This window comes from Cystobacter fuscus (genome assembly GCF_002305875.1).
GTDB lineage: Bacteria > Myxococcota > Myxococcia > Myxococcales > Myxococcaceae > Cystobacter > Cystobacter fuscus_A.
The window spans coordinates 9,958,860-9,976,938 of sequence record NZ_CP022098.1 but is presented as its reverse complement, the minus strand read 5'-3'; the positions used below and the strand labels follow the sequence as shown (position 1 = coordinate 9,976,938).

The 18,079-nt window shown below is 71.5% G+C and carries 17 protein-coding genes; 9 read left to right on the top strand and 8 right to left on the bottom strand.

The window, feature by feature from the left end; genetic code table 11:
* Window positions 1–62 precede the first annotated feature (62 nt).
* Window positions 63–350: an FYDLN acid domain-containing protein gene (locus CYFUS_RS40350; protein WP_095990048.1), complete on the bottom strand. Its 288-nt coding sequence runs from the start codon at window positions 348–350 to the stop codon at window positions 63–65.
* Between the two features lie 147 nt (window positions 351–497).
* On the opposite strand from CYFUS_RS40350, the gene CYFUS_RS40345 reads away from it, so the two are divergent.
* On the top strand, window positions 498–2,225 hold the full coding sequence (locus CYFUS_RS40345; protein ID WP_095990047.1) for a GYF domain-containing protein: 1,728 nt from the start codon (window positions 498–500) through the stop codon (window positions 2,223–2,225).
* Window positions 2,226–2,227: 2 nt separating this feature from the next.
* Here CYFUS_RS40345 and CYFUS_RS40340 read toward each other — a convergent pair whose 3' ends face one another.
* Genes CYFUS_RS40340 through CYFUS_RS40330 form a run of 3 tightly spaced genes read right to left on the bottom strand, consistent with a single transcriptional unit; the run spans window position 2,228 to window position 4,988 of the window.
* Window positions 2,228–2,485, bottom strand: coding sequence for a DUF3006 domain-containing protein (locus CYFUS_RS40340; protein ID WP_095990046.1), 258 nt, complete (start codon window positions 2,483–2,485; stop codon window positions 2,228–2,230).
* Window positions 2,482–3,831: a ComEC/Rec2 family competence protein gene (locus CYFUS_RS40335; RefSeq protein ID WP_095990045.1), complete on the bottom strand. Its 1,350-nt coding sequence runs from the start codon at window positions 3,829–3,831 to the stop codon at window positions 2,482–2,484. The genes CYFUS_RS40340 and CYFUS_RS40335 overlap by 4 nt, the downstream gene beginning before the upstream one ends.
* A complete protein-coding gene (locus CYFUS_RS40330; protein WP_095990044.1) occupies window positions 3,828–4,988 on the bottom strand; it encodes a ComEC/Rec2 family competence protein in 1,161 nt (386 codons plus the stop codon). Before CYFUS_RS40330 ends, CYFUS_RS40335 begins: the two co-directional genes overlap by 4 nt.
* Window positions 4,989–5,057: 69 nt before the next feature.
* Here CYFUS_RS40330 and deoC point away from each other — a divergent pair, with 69 nt between their 5' ends.
* From deoC to CYFUS_RS40310, 4 genes are all read left to right on the top strand, one after another.
* The gene (gene deoC, locus CYFUS_RS40325) at window positions 5,058–5,891 is read left to right on the top strand and encodes a deoxyribose-phosphate aldolase (protein WP_198316309.1); all 834 of its coding nucleotides are present in this window, start codon (window positions 5,058–5,060) and stop codon (window positions 5,889–5,891) included.
* 45 nt (window positions 5,892–5,936) lie between these two features.
* Window positions 5,937–6,329 (top strand): TraR/DksA family transcriptional regulator, encoded by a 393-nt coding sequence (locus CYFUS_RS40320; protein WP_095990043.1) that lies wholly within the window; start codon window positions 5,937–5,939, stop codon window positions 6,327–6,329.
* A gap of 89 nt (window positions 6,330–6,418) precedes the next feature.
* Window positions 6,419–8,161 carry a phospho-sugar mutase gene (locus CYFUS_RS40315; RefSeq protein ID WP_095990042.1) on the top strand — a complete coding sequence of 581 codons (1,743 nt, stop codon included), beginning with the start codon at window positions 6,419–6,421 and terminating at the stop codon, window positions 8,159–8,161.
* Window positions 8,158–8,826, top strand: a complete 669-nt coding sequence (locus tag CYFUS_RS40310; protein ID WP_095990041.1) for a hypothetical protein — start codon at window positions 8,158–8,160, stop codon at window positions 8,824–8,826. Before CYFUS_RS40315 ends, CYFUS_RS40310 begins: the two co-directional genes overlap by 4 nt.
* A gap of 63 nt (window positions 8,827–8,889) precedes the next feature.
* Here the strand turns inward: CYFUS_RS40310 and CYFUS_RS40305 are convergent, their stop codons facing one another.
* The 4 genes from CYFUS_RS40305 to CYFUS_RS40290 all read right to left on the bottom strand — a co-directional run bounded on the left by CYFUS_RS40305 (window position 8,890) and on the right by CYFUS_RS40290 (window position 13,432).
* On the bottom strand, window positions 8,890–9,432 hold the full coding sequence (locus tag CYFUS_RS40305; RefSeq protein WP_157758939.1) for a sensor histidine kinase: 543 nt from the start codon (window positions 9,430–9,432) through the stop codon (window positions 8,890–8,892).
* Between the two features lie 482 nt (window positions 9,433–9,914).
* Entirely contained in the window at window positions 9,915–10,844 is a 930-nt protein-coding gene (locus CYFUS_RS40300) for an ABC transporter permease (RefSeq protein WP_095990039.1), read from the bottom strand.
* A complete protein-coding gene (locus CYFUS_RS40295; protein ID WP_095990038.1) occupies window positions 10,837–11,976 on the bottom strand; it encodes an ABC transporter permease in 1,140 nt (379 codons plus the stop codon). Before CYFUS_RS40295 ends, CYFUS_RS40300 begins: the two co-directional genes overlap by 8 nt.
* Window positions 11,969–13,432, bottom strand: coding sequence for an ABC transporter ATP-binding protein (locus tag CYFUS_RS40290; protein ID WP_198316985.1), 1,464 nt, complete (start codon window positions 13,430–13,432; stop codon window positions 11,969–11,971). The genes CYFUS_RS40295 and CYFUS_RS40290 overlap by 8 nt, the downstream gene beginning before the upstream one ends.
* Before the next feature lie 169 nt (window positions 13,433–13,601).
* On the opposite strand from CYFUS_RS40290, the gene CYFUS_RS40285 reads away from it, so the two are divergent.
* The 4 genes from CYFUS_RS40285 to CYFUS_RS40270 are packed head-to-tail and all read left to right on the top strand — an operon-like array spanning window position 13,602 to window position 18,065.
* Window positions 13,602–14,906 (top strand): thymidine phosphorylase, encoded by a 1,305-nt coding sequence (locus CYFUS_RS40285; protein ID WP_095992513.1) that lies wholly within the window; start codon window positions 13,602–13,604, stop codon window positions 14,904–14,906.
* Window positions 14,903–15,262: a PilZ domain-containing protein gene (locus tag CYFUS_RS40280; RefSeq protein ID WP_095990036.1), complete on the top strand. Its 360-nt coding sequence runs from the start codon at window positions 14,903–14,905 to the stop codon at window positions 15,260–15,262. The genes CYFUS_RS40285 and CYFUS_RS40280 overlap by 4 nt, the downstream gene beginning before the upstream one ends.
* Window positions 15,259–15,663: a cytidine deaminase gene (locus CYFUS_RS40275; protein ID WP_095990035.1), complete on the top strand. Its 405-nt coding sequence runs from the start codon at window positions 15,259–15,261 to the stop codon at window positions 15,661–15,663. Before CYFUS_RS40280 ends, CYFUS_RS40275 begins: the two co-directional genes overlap by 4 nt.
* Complete coding sequence (locus tag CYFUS_RS40270; RefSeq protein WP_157758938.1) at window positions 15,663–18,065, top strand: YfhO family protein; 2,403 nt, start codon at window positions 15,663–15,665, stop codon at window positions 18,063–18,065. Before CYFUS_RS40275 ends, CYFUS_RS40270 begins: the two co-directional genes overlap by 1 nt.
* The last annotated feature ends 14 nt before the right edge of the window (window positions 18,066–18,079 follow it).

The following is an 18,079-nucleotide window of genomic DNA, read 5'->3' as shown; positions in this document are numbered from 1 at the left end:
GCGATCCGGCGTGAGGCCGTGGGGCCCCTCGGGATTGCTCTCGAGGGAACCCCGCCAACCGCTCAGATTTCGTCTTCGTCGTCCGCCGGACTCTCGGCGTCTTCGTCCTCGAAGTCCGCCACTTCCTCGTCCTCGCCCACCTCGGCTTCCTCGGGCTCGGCGGGCTCGATGATCTTGGGTGCCGCGGACAGCCGGCCCCGGCGTCCCCCCTCCGCGGGAGCCTTGAGGGCGGGGCTCTCGCGTTGATCCGCGCCGCACTTCGGGCACAGGGGGTCCGGCTTCTTCATGTCGTAGAACTTCGTGCTGCATTTGAAGCAGACGTGCTTGTTCCCGAGGTCCTTCGCGGGCATGCGCCACCTTCTATCTGTGTCAAGAGGGTAGGGGAGGCGGCTCTTAGTTGGGCTGACAGGCGGAGTCAACCCGGTGGTTTGCACTCCACCGCCATGGGGTTAGCATTCCCCTCGCTCGCCCCGGTGTGCGTGCGCGGGACATCCCCTTTGAACTTCTCTTGTAACAAGTGTGAGCGGCGGTACTCCATTGCGGACGACAAGGTCCGCGGCAAGACCGTCAAGGTGCGGTGCAAGAACTGCCAGAACGTCATCTCGGTGGAGGGCCCTCCCGCCGAGATGGAGGAGAGCACGCGCGTCGTGTCTCTGGCGGACGTGGAGCGGCTGCGCGAGCAGGACCGCACGCTCGCCGCCGAGGAAGAGGCGGCCCAGGCTCAAGCCCAGGCCCAGGCCGTGTCGGCGTCGTCCTGGGAGGACGAGCCCACGCGCGCCATGCCGGTGGGCGACGCGGCCGCGCCCTGGTTCGTGATGGTCAAGGGCAAGCAGGAGGGGCCGCTGGAGGATGGGGCCCTGCGCGAGCTCGTGGCGCAAGGCACCGTCACCGCCCGGAGCTACTTCTGGCAGCAGGGCATGGCGGACTGGAAGCGGGGCCAGGATCTGCCCGCGCTCGAGGGGCTCTTCCTGCCCGAGGATCCTCCGCCCCCCGCCGAGCCCATCCCTCCGCCCGAGCCCGCCATGGCGAGCTCCTCCACCTCGTGGCAGCCCGAGCCGCCTCCCGACTCGCAGACGCGCTGGCGCACCGAGCCGGAGCCGGAGCCCGAGCCCGAGCCGGAACCCGAGCCGGCTCCCGCCCCCGCCTCCCGCGTCAAGCACTCCACGCCGTGGGAGCCGGAGGCCGATGACACCGGGCCCATGGCCGTCGCCGACGCCCAGGCCGCCGCCGCGCCCCTCGGGGAGTTGTTTTCCGACCTGGACCTTCCCGCCTCCGAGCAGCCGCGCGGTGGAGGGTATGTCGCGCGCGGGGGCTTCGACGGGCTCGATGACGAACACACCCCGGTCAACCAGGTGGCGGAGGAGCCTCCGAGCGAGCCCGTGAAGAAGGCGCGGGCGGGGAAGGCCAAGGGGCGCGGGGTGGGCGCGAAGGTTCTCCTCGTCCTGCTGCTGCTGGTGTTGCTCCCCGTGGGGGCGGTGATCGCCCTCACCGAGCTGCAGGTGGTGCCCCTGCGCGTCTACGGCACGGACGCCGAGGGCAACCCGGTGCCGCAGACCGTGTCCGTCTTCACGCCCGAGGGGCTCGAGGAGCTGCGCAACGTCCTGACGGGCAACCCCAGCCAGCCTCCCGCCCCACGGCCCGCTCCAGAGCCCCAGGCCGAGGCGCCCGCCGCCGAGTCGCCCGAGACTCCCCCCGCCGAGACTCCCCCCGCCGAGTCCCCTTCCTCCGAGCCGTCCGCGGGGGGTGAAGCGGCCCCGGCGCCCGCGGAGCCGGAAGGCACCGCCCAGGCCCCGGGTGAGGCGCCCACGAACGCGGGCACCGCCCTCGCGGGGAGCGAGACCCGGGCCGCCCCCGCCGCCGAGGGGTCGGACGACATCGAGGTGGCTCCACTCCAGCCGTCCACGCCCACGCCCACGCCCGCTCGCACGTCCGGTCCTCCCAAGGCGGAAGTCGACCGTGTGGTGGAGCGCTCGCGCGCCTCGTTCAAGACGTGCATCGCCCAGGCGCTGCGCAAGAACCCCCGGTTGCGCAATGGCAAGCTGCTGCTCACCACCACGGTGACCCACTCGGGCGAGGTGACGAAGGTGGCCATGGATCGCCCCGATATCGGCGGCTCGCCCTCGGGCGAGTGCTTCATCGAGCGCGCCCAGCGCATGGTGTTCCCCCCGTTCTCGGGGGAGGACGTCGAGGTGGAAATCCAGCTCGTGCTCTCGAGGTCCGGCTAGCCCTACAGGTCGAAATCCCCGGGAGGGGGTGCCTTCTTCATGGCGCGCTCCCGGGCCTGGCGCACCTCGTCGCGCAGGCGCTCGGTGGCGGCGGTGTCCACCGTCATCGTCTCCAGGTCCAACACGTCGCCCTCGCGCACTTCGGGGGGCAGCTCCGCGCGCGCCCGGCGCACCTCGCGCCCGTCCACCACGAGCACGGCCACGTCCTCCTCGAGGCGATCCACGGTGACCTTGGACTTGGGCGGTGCTCGTCGCTTCATGGGTGGCAGTCCTTGGCGGGCCGCCGGGCGTTGCCGCCGGCCGCCTGCTCGCGGGTGGTGAAGTTGAGCCGGTTCTCGTCCTTGATGCGTTTGACGGCGGGGCAGTCAGGCAGGTGGAAGACGTCGCTCTTGCGGCTGGCGACGTAGCGCGTCCTGCTGTCGGCCGGGGAGGGCGTGCGCTCCTGCCGGACCGTCCTCGGCGCGGAGGCGGGGGCCTTGTCCAGATCGATGTCCACGCTCGCCGGGCTCACTCGGGGCTGTACCCCGGGCGCGGCCGCCACCTCGGTCTTGCCCGACGAGGCCGTTGCCGTGTCCCTCGCGGGGGTGCCGGCATCGTCCCGCTCCGCCATGGCCGGGTCCAGCTTCCCCTCGAAGCTCTCGGACTCCCCCGGCCCGCTGCCCGCGGAGTGCCGCTGGGGGGTGAGGGTGAAGCGCTGACCGTCGCTCACGGCGTGCACCTCGCCATCCCGGTCGGTGCGGAAGACGCGCGTCTTCATCGCCTCCAGCCGCCCGAGCACGTTCCGGGACGGAGCGAGCTCCGGGCTGCCCGCGCCGGTGGACACCAGGGCCGCCCGGGGCCGGACCGCGTCGAGGAACGCGGGACTGCTGGCCGTGGCGGCGCCATGGGCTCCCACCTTGAGCAACGTGGATGAGAGCGGCGCCCCGTGGGCCAGCAGGAAATGCTCCGTCTTCTCCAGGGCGTCTCCCGGCAGCAGCAAGCTGGTGTCCTGGTAGCTGAGCCGCAGGACGATGGAGTTGAGCTCCTGGGGGTTGTCTCCGGTCAACAGCTTCTCGGTGGGCGCGCGCGGCCAGAGCACGGTCAGCTCCGCGCCATCGCCCAGCGGCAGGCGCAGCGGCTCGGCGTTGGCCGGGGGCGCGGGGGAGAACACCTCCATGCCGCTGGTGCCGATGGCGCCCAGCAGCGCGTCGTAGTCCGCGGGCGTGCCCGGCAGTTGCGGCTCGAGCAGGCGCAGCGCGCCCACCGCGCCCAGGGCCGCCGACAGTCCCCCGTAATGGTCCGCGTGGGGGTGGGTGAGGATGACCAGGTCCAGCTTTCCGATGAGCAGCTCGGGCAGCCGGTTGGCCAGGTGGGCGCCCGCGGAGGGGGGACCCGCGTCGACGAGCACCGTGCGCCCGGTGGGCGAGACGATGAGCGTGGCGTCCCCCTGGTCCACGTCGAGGAAGTAGACGTGCAGCTTTCCATCGGCCGGCCGGCCGAAGTAGCGCAACGGGGTGGCCTGGACCGCCTTGGCCGCCGCGGGGGCGGGCGCCGCCGTGGGTTTCTCGCAGGCTCCGAGGAGCCACAGGCCCAACAGGGTGATGAAGGTCCGTACGGGGCGGCTCATGGCTTGCAATCCTCGGAGGGACGGCGCTCGCGCAGGGCGGCGTCGCGATCCGTGTATATCGTGCGCCCCTGCGTTTTCGACCGACGCAGGGTGGCGCAGTCCTCGCGGTGGAAGACCTTGCTGCCCTTGAGGCCCACGTAGCGCGTCGGGCCCGTGCCGGCGGGTGGCGGGGCCGTGTGCTCCGTCTTCGAGGGAGCCGTGCGCGGGGGCACGTCCACGGACGGGGCGAGGGGAGTGGAGGGGCCCGCCGGTCCACCGGAGACGACGAGGGGCGGGGTGTTGCCCTTGCGGGTCGTGAAGGTCACCCGGTCGCCGTCGCTCACCGCGAGCACCTCGCCGTCGCGGTCGGTGCGCAGCACGCGCGCTCCCTGGGCCCCGAGGCGCTGGAGGGCCTCCGCGGTGGGGTGCCCGTACTCATTGCCCGCGCCGCAGGAGATGACGGCCGCCTGGGGCCGCACCGCCGCGAGGAAGGGCGCGGTGGAGGAGTAGCGGCCTCCGTGGTGCGCCACCTTCAGCACGGTGGCGCGCAGGTCCACCGACCTGGCCAGCAGGGCCGCCTCGGTCTCCGGCTCGGCGTCCCCCGTGAAGAGGAACGACGTGCCGCCATGGCTCAACCGGGCGACGATGGAGTTGGAGTTGGGATCCGAGCGGGTGTCCTTCAGGAAGGGCTGCTGGGGCACGCGCGGCCAGAAGATGCTGAGCGATGTGCCCTCGCCCAGCCCGATGGTCAGCGGCGCCTCCGGGTTGTTCGGATTGGGGGTGGGCGTCATCACCTGGCCCACGTCGCGGCCCACCACCTCCAGCAGCTTGCGGTAGGCCTCGCTCGGGTGGTCGAAGCCCGGATCCATGAAGCGCCGGGCCCCCACCGTCTGGAGGATCCGCACCATGCCGCCCAGGTGGTCCAGGTGGGGGTGGGTGAGGATGACGAGATCCAACGGCCCCTGGACGAGCTCGCGCACGCGGGGTGCGAGCCGCTCGTCGGCCTCGGGGGGGCCCGCGTCGATGAGCACCGTCTTTCCGCTGGGCGAGACGATGAGCGCCGCGTCCCCCTGGCCCACGTCGAAGAAGTAGACGGAGAGGGGTTTGAGGGGGGCGGCCCGGCCCGAGCAGGCGGCGAGCAGGAGGAGCAGTGCGAAGAGGTGCCGCGCGAATGCCATGTCGTGCGGGACTCTATCCCATGTGCCAACGCTTCCCGAGCGGCCCGGACTTGGGCTAGACCGCGCGCCATGACCGAGGCCCAGCACATCCAGCGCGTCGTCGAGGAACTCGCCGACTTCATCCGCAAGAGCCCGCCTGGTGTCTCGGCGGGCAACGGTCCGTCGGCGTCCCCCGTGTCCGCCAGCACGCCCCGCGTCGTGGGCACCGCGCCCGTGCCTCCCGGGACGGTGAAGGGCCCCGCGGACCTGGCCCCGTTCATCGACCATACGCTGCTCAAGCCGGAGGCCACGCGCGACGACATCACCCGCGTGGCCCACGAGGCGGTGCGTCATGGCTTCGCCACGGTGTGCGTGAACTCGAGCCAGGTGGCCACGGTGGCGGGCATCCTGGCGGGCTCCTCCTCCGTGCCCATCGCCGTGGTGGGTTTTCCCCTGGGCGCGGCGCTCACGAGCGCCAAGGCCCACGAGGCGCGCGAGGCCGTGCGCGAGGGGGCCCGGGAAATCGACATGGTGCTCAACGTGGGCGCGCTCAAGTCGCGCGACTACGCGCTCGTGCTCCAGGACATCGCCCAGGTGGTGGAGGCGAGCCGGCCCTTCCCGGTGAAGGTCATCCTGGAGACGGGGCTGCTCTCCAGCGACGAGAAGATCGCCGCCTGTGTGCTGGCCCGGGCCGCGGGCGCCGCGTTCGTGAAGACGTCCACGGGCTTCGGTCCCGGGGGGGCCACCGTGGAGGACGTGGCCCTCATGCGCCGCGTGGTGGGCGACCAGGTGGGCGTGAAGGCCTCCGGCGGCATCCGCTCGGCCGAGGACGCCCTGCGCATGATTCAGGCGGGGGCCAACCGGCTGGGGGCCTCGGCTTCCGTGGCCATCGTCTCCGGCCAATCCTCCGCCGCGAAGTACTAGCCCCCTACCTGGCCCACCAAGCTGGCCCACCAAGGGAGAGAGGCCGTGACCGACGCACAGCGCGAGAAGTTCAAGCAGAAGCTGCTGGAGCTGCACGCGGAGTTGACGGGCAAGACGCCCGCGCGCATCGAGCCCAACCGCACCGACGAGGGGCGCGTGGGGGGTGACGAGGACGAGCAGCCGCTCAACGAGATGCTCCAGGCCATCGCCTCCAACCGCAACCGCAACTCGGAGGCCGTGTTGAAGCGCGTGCTCAAGGCGCTGGGCAAGCTGCGCCAGGATCCGGACTCCTTCGGCGAGTGCGAGGAGTGTGGGGACGAGATCTCCCCCGCCCGCCTGGAGGCCGTGCCCTACGTGGAGTTCTGCGTGAACTGCCAGGGCCAGAAGGACGCACCCAAGGGTGGGCCGACCCGCAAGAAGCTCACCGACTACACCTGACAGCACGCGGGCGCCGGTTGACCATCGCTGAACAGACGCAGAAGGCCGGCCACGTCGGCGACGGGACAACCGCTTAAGGAGGGGTGGAGATGGACGCGACAGAGTTGAAGAACAAGGCGGAGTCATGGCTGCGGGCGGATCCGGACCCGGCCACCGTGGCGGAGCTGCGCGAGGTGCTCGCGCGCGGGGACGTGGCGGACCTGGCGGACCGCTTCGCGGGCGACCTGGAGTTCGGCACCGCGGGCCTGCGGGGAGTCATGGGCGCGGGGCCCAACCGGATGAACCGCGCGGTGGTGCGCCGGACCACGGCGGGCCTGGCTCGCTACCTCAAGGCCACCGTGCCGGACGTCGCCCGCCGCGGCGTGGTGGTGGGGCGCGATGGTCGGCGCTTGAGCGCGGAGCTCGCCGAGGACACCGCGCGCGTGCTCGCCGCCGAGGGCATCCCCGCCCACTTCTTCCCCTCCATGGTTCCCACGCCGCTCGCCGCCTTCGCCACCCTGCACCTCGGCGCCGCCGCGGGCGTCATGGTCACCGCGAGCCACAACCCGCCCGAGTACAACGGCTTCAAGGTCTACTGGGGCAACGGCGCGCAGATCATCCCGCCCCACGACAAGGGGATCGCCGCGGAGATCGCCCGCGTGGAGCCCGCCAACCAGGTGCGGCTGCTCGCGGTGGACGAGGCGCGCGCCCGGGGCCTGTGGCACGAGCTGCCGGACTCGCTCGGCGAGGCGTACCTGGAGGCCATCCTCCGGCTGCGCGTGCACGGCCGCGGCTCGGACTCGCTGCGCATCGTCTACACCGCGATGCACGGGGTGGGCGGCGTGTGGATGGAGCGGGCCCTGGCGCGCGCGGGCTTCCGCCACGTCCACGTGGTGGCCGAGCAACACCAGCCGGATGGCACCTTTCCCACCGTGCGCTTTCCCAACCCCGAGGAGCCGGGGGCCATGGATCTGTCGCTCGCCACCGCGCGGCGCGTGAACGCGGACCTGGTGCTCGCCAATGACCCGGACGCGGATCGCCTCGCGGTGATGGTGCGCGGGGAGGACGGCGCGCTGCGCATGCTCACCGGCAACGAGGTGGGCGTGCTCCTGGGCCACTACGTGCTCGCGCAGGGAGCGAAGCAGGCCGCCGGCGCCACGCCGCACGTGGTCACCACCATCGTGTCCTCCACGCAGCTCGGCGACATGGCGCGCGAGCTGGGCGCCGCGTACGACGAGGTGCTCACCGGCTTCAAGTGGATCGCCAACCGCGCCCTCGAGCGCGAGCGCGCCGAGGGCACCCGCTTCGTCTTCGGCTACGAGGAGGCGCTCGGCTACTGCGTGGGCACGGTGACGCGGGACAAGGACGGGGTGGGCGCGGCGCTCGTGTTCGCGGACCTGGCCGCCTGGTGCGAGGCGCGGGGCACGACGGTGGCCGTCTACCTGGAGGAGATCCAGCGCCGCTTCGGCCTCTACGTGAGCGCCCAGCGCAACTTCACCTTCCCGGGCGCCCAGGGCGCGCAGGTCATCGCGCGCATCATGGAGGGCCTGCGCGCCTCTCCCCCCTCCCGCGTGGGCGCGCGCACGGTGCGGGCGGTGACGGACTACAAGAAGGGCGAGAAGCTGCCGCCCTCCAACGTGCTCGCCTTCGAGCTGGAGGGTGGGGGACGGGTGACGGCACGGCCCTCGGGGACGGAGCCGAAGATCAAGTACTACTTCGAGCTGAAGGAGACGCCCGGCCCGGGCGAGCCGGTGTCCGCCGCGCGCGTCCGGGCGGAGGCCCAGCTCCAGCAGTTCATCGACGCCTTCCTCGCGCTGGCGCGCGAGCGGGGGCAGCCGGAGGTCACAGCGTGAAACGCGGCATCGTGAGTGGTTTCGTGGTGGGCATGCTCCTCGTGTCGGGAGCCGCCATGGCGCAGGAGGGCTACGGCCGGGGCCAGGGCTGGTCCGTGCTCTCGGGTCAGACGGTGGGGCAGGGCGCCACCGTGTTGAATGGCCAGCTTGGCTGGCCGGGTATCTCGCTGGGCCTGTTGCACGGGGCCACGTCGCGCTTCGACATCGGCGGCAAGTTCAGCTTCAACTACGGCCGCGAGGGCATCGTCACCAGCGTGGTGCCGGGCATCAAGCTCCAGGCCTGGATGCGGTTGATGCTGTTGCAGACGTCGCAGGTGAACGTGGGGCTGAGCTTCTCGCCCGGGCCCCTCTTCTACTTCTACGACGACAACTACACCGACGTGGGCCTGACCCTGCCGTTGTCCCTCACGCTGGGATTGCCGGTGGGCAGCGCGCTGATGGTCAACATCGGCGTGGACGTGCCCTTCTACGTCATCTTCGGCCCGGGCGGCGGCCCCGTCTTCCCGCTGCTGGTGGGCGGCGGGCTGGAGTACTTCGTGGCTCGCAACCTCGCCGTCAACTTCAACGTGCGCATGGGGCCGTCCATCGGCACCTACTACGGCTACTACCGGGGTGGCGCGCGCTTCACGCTGGATGCCACGTTCGGCGTCTCCTTCCACCTGTAGTCCGGCGTCCGGAGTCCGGGGGCTCGCCCCCGGCTCACGGCGGACCCTCGGGGCCCCTCGCGGCTACCAGCTCGCGGTGCCCTGGTCCGGCAGCTCCACGGTGACGGTGACCGTGGTGCCCGTGTTCCCATGGTGCTGCACCGCGAGGTGTCCGCCCTGGGCCTCCACCAGCTCGCGCGCCGCCTCGAGTCCCTCCGGGCCGCTCGCCTCGTGCGAGGGCCGCGCCGGGCCGCCGCGCCCCATGTAGCGCATCTGGATGGTGGGGCCGTAGTCCCCGAAGTCGTCCTGCGGCTCCACGCTCAAGCGCACGGCCCGCGTGGCGCTCTGCGCGCCGCGGCGCGCGCCCACGGCGTCCGCGATGAGGTGGAGCAGCACCTGCGCCATGCGCCACGGGTTCACCCGCGCGAACACCGGCTCGTCCGGCAGCTCCAGCTGCACCTCGGTGGGCTCCACGTGTCCGGCGGTGCGCAGCAGCGAGACCGCCTCGCGTGCCAGCGTGCACAGGTCCAGGTGCTGCTCGTCGCCGTCCTCCCGGGCGTTCATGCTCGCCAGCCGGCCTCGGCCCTCCCCACCCGTCACGAGCATTTGTTGCGGCCAAAAGGCCATCGCCACCGCGCTCATCACGTCACCCCACCCATCATCTTCTTCTGTTCGTCGTTCACGTCGGCCCCCCCTCGAATGCCCCAGGACGCCGGCCCCCTTCCTTTCCCCATCCCGCCCGATACCGCCCCTACGTCTGGCACCTGCCTGCTCACCCTGGCTTTCGCGGCCCCCCCCCATTCCTCCGCGAACATGCCCGAGCGCGAGCGGTGCCTATTAGATGCGATCCCCGTGCCGCCGCCTTTTCGTCTTTTCCACTCTGTCTGGACAGAGACAGCGAATCACCGCATCCTGGAAAAACGGGACTTTGTCGCGTTCTCCAGAGGATGGCGGGTTCCGTTGCTGCCTGCCCTTAGTGTCAGATGGGCGGGTCCGGACTGATTCCTGGTTGGAAATGACCCAGGGTTGCCCGGACCCATATTGTAAAAAACCGCGTCCACGGTCCGGAACGGACTCCGGACCGGACGGGGAGCGCGACCCACCTGGATTCAGCGGGATTCCTGCTCGTAGGGGGTGCCCAGGGCGGCGGGGGCGTGGGTGCGGCGGCCCTGGAAGCCGAGCAGGGCGAGCGTCAGGAAGTAGGGCAGGGCGAGGAGGACGCCCTGGGGGATGACCTGGAGGAGGCCGGGGGCGCTGGAGGCCAGGCCGATGCGCAGCGCGTTGCCGGCGGAGAAGAAGAGCGCGGCGAGCAGGGCGCCCAGGGGGGTCCACCGGCCGAACACCATGGCGGCCAGGGCCATGAAGCCCATGCCCGCGGGGGTGTGCTGCTCGAAGCGGTCGAGCACGGCGGTGGACAGGGTGGCCCCGCCGAGGCCCGCGAGCAGCCCGCCGCCGAGCACGGCGAGCCAGCGCAGGCCGGGCACGGACAGGCCGAGCGTGGCCACGGCGTGGGGCTTGTCGCCCACGGCGCGCAGCCGCAGGCCGAAGGGGGTGCGGTAGAAGAGGGCGTGGAAGGCGAGGGGCAGCACCAGGGCGAGCCAGGTGAGCGCCGAGTGCCCGGAGAAGACGCGCAAGAGCGGCACCGCGTCCAGTCCCGGCACGTGCCAGCGCGAGAGCTGCTGGATGGGGGGCGTGCCATTGGGCCCGTAGAGGGACTCCAGCAGGTAGGTGCCGCCGGCGGTCGCCACGAGGTTGAGGGCCATGCCGGACACCACCTGGTCCGAGCGCCAGTGGATGCACAGGGCGCCGTGCACGGCCGCCATGCCCGCGCCCGCGAGCATGCCCATCATCACCCCCAGGGGGGTGGGCATGGAGATGGAGGCCACCGCGGCGCAGAAGGCCCCCGCGCGCATCATCCCCTCGATGCCCACGTTGACGACGCCCGAGCGCTCGCACAGCGTGGCCCCCAGGGTGGCGAAGACCAGCGCCGGGAAGTACTCCAGCGTGGAGGACAGGAGCGCTTCCAACACCTCAAGCACGTGGCACCTCCGGACCCGGAGCGGGCGCCGCCTGGGCGGACGCCTGGGGCGCGCGCCGCCGGTTGCGCAGCAGGGCGAGCCACACCTGCCGGCCCGCGACGAAGAGCAGGGCCAGGCCCTGGATGAGCTCGGGGTAGCTCTTGTGCACGCCGAGCAGCTGCATGCGCGTGCCGCCCGCGCGCAGCGCTCCGAAGAAGAGCGCCGAGAGCGTCACCCCGAGCGGGTGGCTGTTGCCGATGAGGGAGATGGCGATGCCGTCGAAGCCGTAGGGAGCGCCCAGCGTGCCGGGGTAGCGCAGCTCGGTGCCCAGCACCAGCACCGCGCCCGCCAGCCCCGCGAGCCCTCCGGCCAGCCCCATGGCCTCCGCGGTGCGCCGGGTGACGGGAATGCCCGCCGCCCGGGCCGCCTCGGCGCCCAGTCCCACCGCGCGCGTCTCGAAGCCCGTGCGCAGCCAGGACAGCCACACCCAGAGCGCCAGCGCCACCGCCAGCGCCAGGGGGAAGCCCAGGTTCAGCCGGGAGATGTCCCCGAGCAGCCGCGGCAGGTGTGCGCTGGGGAGGATCTCCGGGGTTCCGGTGGTGGACAGGGAGGTGCCCGCCCCGGCGCGCAACGGACCCACCACGAGCCAGTTGTCCACCAGGCTCACCGCGATCCAGTTGAGCATGATGGTGGAGATGACCTCGTGCACGCCCCGGGCGAGCTTGAGCCAGGCGGCGATGAGCGCCCACGCGCCCCCGGCGAGCCCCGCCATGAGCAGCGCCGCGAGCACGTGCAGCGGCCCGGGCAGCTCCCACCACGCGCCCACCAGCGCCGCCACCAGCGCGCCCATGAGCATCTGCCCCTGGGCACCGATGTTGAACAGGCCCACCTTGAAGGCCACCGCCACCGACAGGCCGGTGAGCAGCAGGATGGACGCCTTGATGGCGGCCTCGCCCAGGGGCCGGGTGAGCAGCGCCACGCGCCCCCCGTCGAGGAAGGCCGGCCAGTCGCCGAGCCCCCCGCGCAGCATCTGGAAGTAGGCCTCGGTGGCGGTCTGCGCGTCGCGCGTGAGGGCGATGAAGCACCAGCACACCGCGAGCGCGAGGAGCACGGAGAAGACCGAGGGCAGCACCGAGCGCAGCTTCTCACCCATGCGCCACCTCCTGTCCGGTGCCGAGCATCCGCCGGCCGATCTCCCGCTCGTCGAACTCGGGCCGGGTGAAGGTGCCGCTCACGCGGCCCTCGAAGAAGACGTAGACGCGATCCGCCAGGGCGAGCACCTCTTCCAGATCCAACGAGACGAGCACCACGCCGGCGCCTCTGTCCCTCGCCTCGCGCAACTTCGCCTGCACCTGCGCCACCGCGCCGATGTCCAGGCCACGCGTGGGCTGCACCACCACGAGCAGCCGGGGCGAGGCATCCAGCTCGCGCGCCACCACCACCTTCTGCTGGTTGCCGCCGGAGAGCACCTGCAGGGGCAGCCGCGGATCCGGCGGCCGCACGTCATAGGCCTTCAGCAGCGTCTGGGTGCGCTCCCGGCGGCCCTCGAAGTCCACCCGGGCCCCCTTCGCGAAGGGCACCTGGGCCTGCCGCCCCAGCGCCACGTTCTCCTCCACGCTCATGGCCTTCACCACCGCGCGCCACAGCCGATCCTCGGGCACGTGGCCCACGCCCCGGCGCCGCGCCTCCGCGGGTGTCAGGCCCTCGAGCGCTCCACCCAGGAGCGTGCCGCTCCCCGAGTCCAGCTTCCGCAGGCCCGTGAGCACCTCGGCGAACTCGCGCTGTCCGTTGCCGTCCACTCCGGCGATGCCGACGATCTCCCCCGCGTGGACCTCCAGCGACACGCCCCGGAGCACGGGCCGGTCGTCCTCGCCTCGGGCCGTCAGCCCGCGCGTCTCCAGCAGCCGCTCGCCCGTGGGCGGGTGGTATGCCTGCGCCTCGGAGGTGGGCATGCGCGCCTCGCCCACCATCAGCGCCGCCAGCTCCTCGGGGCGCGTCTCCGCGGCGCGCACCTCGGCCACGCGCCGGCCGCGCCGCATCACCACCACGCGCTCGGCCACGCTGAGCACCTCGCGCAGCTTGTGGCTGATGAAGACGACCGTGCGCCCTCCCGCCGCCAGCCCCCGCGCCACCCGGAACAGGTCATCCGACTCCTGGGGGGTGAGCACGGCGGTGGGCTCGTCGAGGATGAGCACCTGCGCGCCGCGGTGCAGCGCCTTGACGATCTCCACCTTCTGCTGCGAGCCCACGCTGAGCGTGTCCACGCGGGCGCGGGGATCCAACTTGAAGCCGAAGCGCTCGCACGTGGCGGCCACTTCCTGGCACGCGCGCTCCTGGTCCAGGCGCCCGAAGCGCGTGGGCTCGCGGCCGAGCACCACGTTCTCCGCCACCGTGAGGGTGGGCACGAGCATGAAGTGCTGGTGCACCATGCCGATGCCCCGGGCGATGGCGTCCCGAGGGCTCTTCAGGCGCACGGGCTGGCCCTCCATGAGCACCTCCCCCGCGTCCGCGTGGTAGAGCCCATAGAGGACGTTCATGAGGGTGGACTTGCCCGCGCCGTTCTCGCCCACCAGGGCGAGCACTTCCCCGGTGCCGATGTCCAGGGACACGTCGTCCAGGGCGGTCACGGCGCCAAAGCGCTTGTGGATGTGCCGGAGGGAGATCAAGACCTCCCTCCTTTATCATCAGATGGTGGAGAGGTCCCGGTTGGTGGATGGGGGACTGCGGGCTTTTCTTCCGGGTGCATGCCCGCGCTCCTTCCTGCTATGGCCTTTCCTCGTGAGACCCTACGAGCTCATCAAGGCCAAGCGGGATGGGAAGCGGTTGGAACCCGGCGACATCCGGGCGTTCATCGAGGCGTATACCTCGGGGGACGTCGCGGACTACCAGATGTCCGCCCTGTGCATGGCGGTCTTCTTCCGGGGACTGGACGCGGTGGAACTGGGCGCCTGGACGCGGGCGATGCTCGAGTCCGGTGAGGTGCTGGACCTCGGGGACGTGCCCGGAGTGAAGGTGGACAAGCACTCCACGGGAGGGGTGGGCGACAAGGTGTCGTTGAGCCTGGCGCCGCTGGCGGCCGCCTGCGGGGTGCCCGTGCCGATGATCTCCGGGCGGGGCCTGGGGCATACGGGAGGGACGCTGGACAAGCTGGAGTCCATCCCCGGCTTCAAGGTGGATCTGCCGGTGGGCGACTACCGCCGCCTGGTGCGCGAGGTGGGCTGCTGCCTCATCGGCCAGACGGCCTCGGTGGCCCCCGCGGACAAGAAGCTCTACGCGCTGCGTGATGTGACGGCCACGGTGGACTGCATCCCGCTCATCTGCAGCTCCATCATGAGCAAGAAGCTCGCGGAGGGCATCGACGCGCTGGTGCTGGACGTGAAGGTGGGCAGCGGCGCCTTCATGAAGACGGTGGAGGACGCGCGGCTGCTGGCCCGGACGATGATCGGCGTGGGCGCGGAGATGGGCCGCAAGGTGACGGCGCTGCTCACGGACATGAACCAGCCCCTGGGGCGCGCGGTGGGCAACGCGCTGGAGGTGGTGGAGGCCGTGGAGATGCTGCGCGGCCGCGCCCCGGCCGACTACACCGAGGTGACGCTGGCGCTCACCGCGGAGATGCTGGTGCTGGGCGGCCGGGCGGCCTCGCTCGCCGAGGCGCGTCAGAAGCTGGAGCGGGCGGTGCAGGACGGCAGCGCGGTGCGCAAGTTCCAGGAGATCGTCCAGGCGCAGGGGGGAGACCCGCGCGCCATCGACGATTATTCCCTCCTGCCCCAGGCGCGCTCGCAGGTGGACGTGCTGGCGACCGAGGAGGGCTTCGTCACCGGCATCCAGACGGAGGCGGTGGGCCTGGCGGCGGTGGCGCTGGGGGCCGGACGTCAGCGGGTGGACAGCCGCATCGATCCCGCCGTGGGCTTCACCCTGCTGCGCAAGGTGGGCGAGCCGGTGAAGAAGGGAGACCCGCTGGTGCGCATCCACTATAATGACCCGGCGCCGGTGGAGGATGTGCGGGCGCGACTGTTGGCGGCCTATACCTGTGGACCTCGGGCACCCGAGCCCCAGCCGTTGATCCTGGAGCGATTAGGATGAGTGCATCGTCCGGAGATGAGCGCCGGTCCTCGCTCCGGGTGTCGATGCGCTTTCGGATCCGGAAGGCGGGTAGCTCGGACTCGTTCGACTCCCGGGAGGGTAATATCTCGCTGGGGGGCTTCGCCTGGCACGGCGCGGCCCTGTCGGTGGGGACCGAGGTGGAGGCTCGCTTCAAGTTGCCCGGCACGAGCGAGGAGCTCCAGGTCCGGGGCCAGGTGCTCAACGTGAGCTACGGCGCGCGCGGCACCTCCGCGCACGTGCGCTTCCTGGACCTGTCGGACGAGGTGGAGCGGCGCATCTCCCAGTATCTGGAGGAAGTGGAGCAGGCGGAGTCCAACCAACGAGGTGGCTCATGAGCACGGACATTCCCTGGGACAATCTCTTCGCGGCGGCGGCGAAGGTGCGCGAGCGCGCGCATGCTCCCTATTCACGCTTCCCGGTGGGGGCGGCGGTGCTGTACCCGGATGGTGAGGTGGTGACGGGCTGCAACGTGGAGAACTCCTCCTACGGCCTGTCCGCCTGTGCCGAGCGCAACGCGCTGGCGGCGGGGGTGGCCCAGGGCCGCGGCCGTCCGGTGGCGGTGGCCATCGTGGTGGACACGCCCACGCCGTGTCCGCCGTGCGGCATGTGCCGGCAGGTGATGTTGGAGTTCGCTCCCAGGGAGCTGCCCGTGCGCAGCCGCAACCTCAAGGGAGACGAGGCGCGCTACTCACTCGGGGAACTGCTGCCCCACGCCTTCTCCAGCGACTTCCTCTGATGTCACGGAGTGCGTCCCGGCTGGCGATGGTGGCGGCCACCCTCGCCCTGCCGCTGCTCTACTTCCACCGGGCGACGTTCAGTTCGGACGTCTTCATCGCGCGCGACATCCTGCTCGTCTACTACCCGCTCAAGCAGTACTGGGCCGAGCGCGTGTCCCAGGGGGAGTTTCCGGCCTGGTATCCCTACAACGGGTTGGGTCAGCCCTTCGCGGGCATGCTCATCTCCGGGGTCTTCCACCCCACCAACGTGCTCTACCTGCTGTTGCCGCTCGGGGTGGCGCTCAAGGTCATCGCGCTCGGCTCCTATGTGTCGGCGCTGGGAGGCACCTACCGCTTCGCCCGGCAGTGGGGTCTGGAGCGCGGGTGCGCGTTGCTGTCGGGCATCACCTACGCGCTGGGCGGCTACCTGGTGGGCATCAGCAACAACCTGCTCTACCTCATGGCCGCCGCCACGTTCCCCTGGGCGCTGTGGGGTGCCGAGCGCTTCCTGCGCGAGCCGTCCGCCCGCCGCGCCGCCGCCGCCGCGCTCCCGCTGGGTCTGATCCTCCTGAGCGGCGAGCCTCAGAGCTTCGCGCTGTGCTGTGCCCTGGTGCTGGTGCTCGTGCCGCTGCGTGCGGAGCGTGCCTCCCTGCCGCGCGCGGTGTCCCGGGCCGTGCTGCTCATCGTGCTCGCCGCCCTGTTGGCGGCGGTGCAGATTGCTCCCGTGCTCGGCATCCACGAGGATACGAGGCCCACCGCGACGACGTTGGATCTGGCCACCTACTTCTCGTTCCATCCCCTCCGGATGCTCGAGTTCGTGCTCGGCCCCATCTTCCTCAATCCCGAGACGGACGCGGTGGCCTCGTTCGCGATGGCCGATGAGCTGTTCCAGACGGGGATGCATTCCTTCTGGGTCAACTCGGTGCACGTGGGCGCGCCCGCGCTGCTCCTGGTGGGCGCGGCGCTCTGGGTCCACCGCCGTCGGGCCCTGGCGTGGACGGTGGCGGCCCTGGCGCTGCTCGTGCTGGCGCTGTCGATGGGACGGCACCTGCCCCTGTATGGCTGGCTGTACCGGTGGGTGCCCGTCTGGAACGTCTTCCGCTATCCGGAGAAGTTGCTGCCCTACTTCATGTTCGCCTGTGCCCTGGGGGCGGGCGCGGGGCTGCGGGCCGTGCTGCGCGAGCCCGTCCTGTCGCGCAGGGTGGGCCAGGCCGCGTTCGTGCTCGCGTCGCTCTGTGGCCTGTTCGCGCTGGCCGAGTGGCGCGGGCGGGTGTTCTCCCACGGGGTGATCGGTGCCCTCTGGAAGACGCCGCGGCCCGACATCCAGGACATCCTCCACGACAACGTGCTGCTCGCGTCCGTGGTGGCGGGGGTGACGCTCGGGGTGATGGGGGTCGTGCTGCTCCGGGTGCGAGCGCCCGCCTTCCGGGCCTGGGCCCTCGTCTCGCTCCAGCTCGTCATCCTCTACCTGGCCAACGGGGACGTGTACCAGGTGTCCATCCCGGAGCTGCTGGAGAGTCCCTCCCACGTGGTGGGGACCCTCCTGGAGGCCGAGCAGGACAGCGGCGTCGTCCGGCCCCGCGTCTATGGCGTGGCGCCGGAACTCCAGGATCACGAGGCCATCGAGGGCATCGCCGCCATCGACATCCAGTCCATCAACATGCTCGACTCCCTCTGGCCGGACACCCCCGCGCTCTGGCACCTGGAGAGCGCCAGGCCCTATCTTCCCGTCGTGTCCTGGCGGGCCGTGAGCTTGCTGGGGATACAGCAGGCGCCCCTCGATCTTCCTCCGAGCCGGGTCCTGGACCTCTTCCACGTGAAATACGTCACGGTGATGGCGCGGGAGTACCAGCGGCTCAACGGCAAGCCCGACGTCATCCTCACCGAGATTCCACGCTTCAACGAGCTGCTGTTGCGCAATCCCCTGGCGCTGCCGCGCGCCTATCTGGCCACGCCGGTGTGCGTGCCGGATGAAGACGCGGCCAGGGCCCAGCTCTTCTCCCGCTCCTTCACGCCCGGCCAGCAAGTGGTCCTGGAGTGTCCTCCCGGCACGGAGCATGTCGAGGCCCCCCAGTCCGCGGGAGCGCTCGGCCAGGTGCGCTTCGTGCGCTACGCGCCAGAGGAGGTCGTGCTGGAGGTGGAGGCCACCCAGCCCGCCGCGCTGGTCCTCAACGACGCCTATTACTCGGGCTGGAGCGCGACGGTGGATGGGCAGCCCGCCTCCATCCTGCCGGCCAACGTGGCGGTGCGGGGCGTGCGGCTGACGGCGGGCACCCACCAGGTCACCTTCTCGTTCCGCGCTCCCGGCCAGCGGCTCGGGGCGACCATCACCCTGGTGACGCTGGGTCTGCTCGGACTCGCGATGCTCGTGCAGGCACGCCAGCGGGCCGCGGGGCACGCGTCTCCCGCCGTCCCGCGCTGACGTGTGTGATCAAT

Bases quoted from the DNA above. Each gene is read 5' to 3' on its own strand.
- CYFUS_RS40270 (WP_157758938.1), top strand. From the start codon at position 15,663: ATGTCACGGAGTGCGTCCCGGCTGGCGATGGTGGCGGCCACCCTCGCC.
- CYFUS_RS40335 (WP_095990045.1), bottom strand. From the start codon at position 3,831: ATGAGCCGCCCCGTACGGACCTTCATCACCCTGTTGGGCCTGTGGCTC.
- CYFUS_RS40315 (WP_095990042.1), top strand. From the start codon at position 6,419: ATGGACGCGACAGAGTTGAAGAACAAGGCGGAGTCATGGCTGCGGGCG.
- CYFUS_RS40305 (WP_157758939.1), bottom strand. From the start codon at position 9,432: ATGGCCTTTTGGCCGCAACAAATGCTCGTGACGGGTGGGGAGGGCCGA.
- CYFUS_RS40275 (WP_095990035.1), top strand. From the start codon at position 15,259: ATGAGCACGGACATTCCCTGGGACAATCTCTTCGCGGCGGCGGCGAAG.
- CYFUS_RS40340 (WP_095990046.1), bottom strand. From the start codon at position 2,485: ATGAAGCGACGAGCACCGCCCAAGTCCAAGGTCACCGTGGATCGCCTC.
- CYFUS_RS40295 (WP_095990038.1), bottom strand. From the start codon at position 11,976: ATGGGTGAGAAGCTGCGCTCGGTGCTGCCCTCGGTCTTCTCCGTGCTC.
- CYFUS_RS40280 (WP_095990036.1), top strand. From the start codon at position 14,903: ATGAGTGCATCGTCCGGAGATGAGCGCCGGTCCTCGCTCCGGGTGTCG.
- CYFUS_RS40350 (WP_095990048.1), bottom strand. From the start codon at position 350: ATGCCCGCGAAGGACCTCGGGAACAAGCACGTCTGCTTCAAATGCAGC.
- deoC (WP_198316309.1), top strand. From the start codon at position 5,058: ATGACCGAGGCCCAGCACATCCAGCGCGTCGTCGAGGAACTCGCCGAC.
- CYFUS_RS40330 (WP_095990044.1), bottom strand. From the start codon at position 4,988: ATGGCATTCGCGCGGCACCTCTTCGCACTGCTCCTCCTGCTCGCCGCC.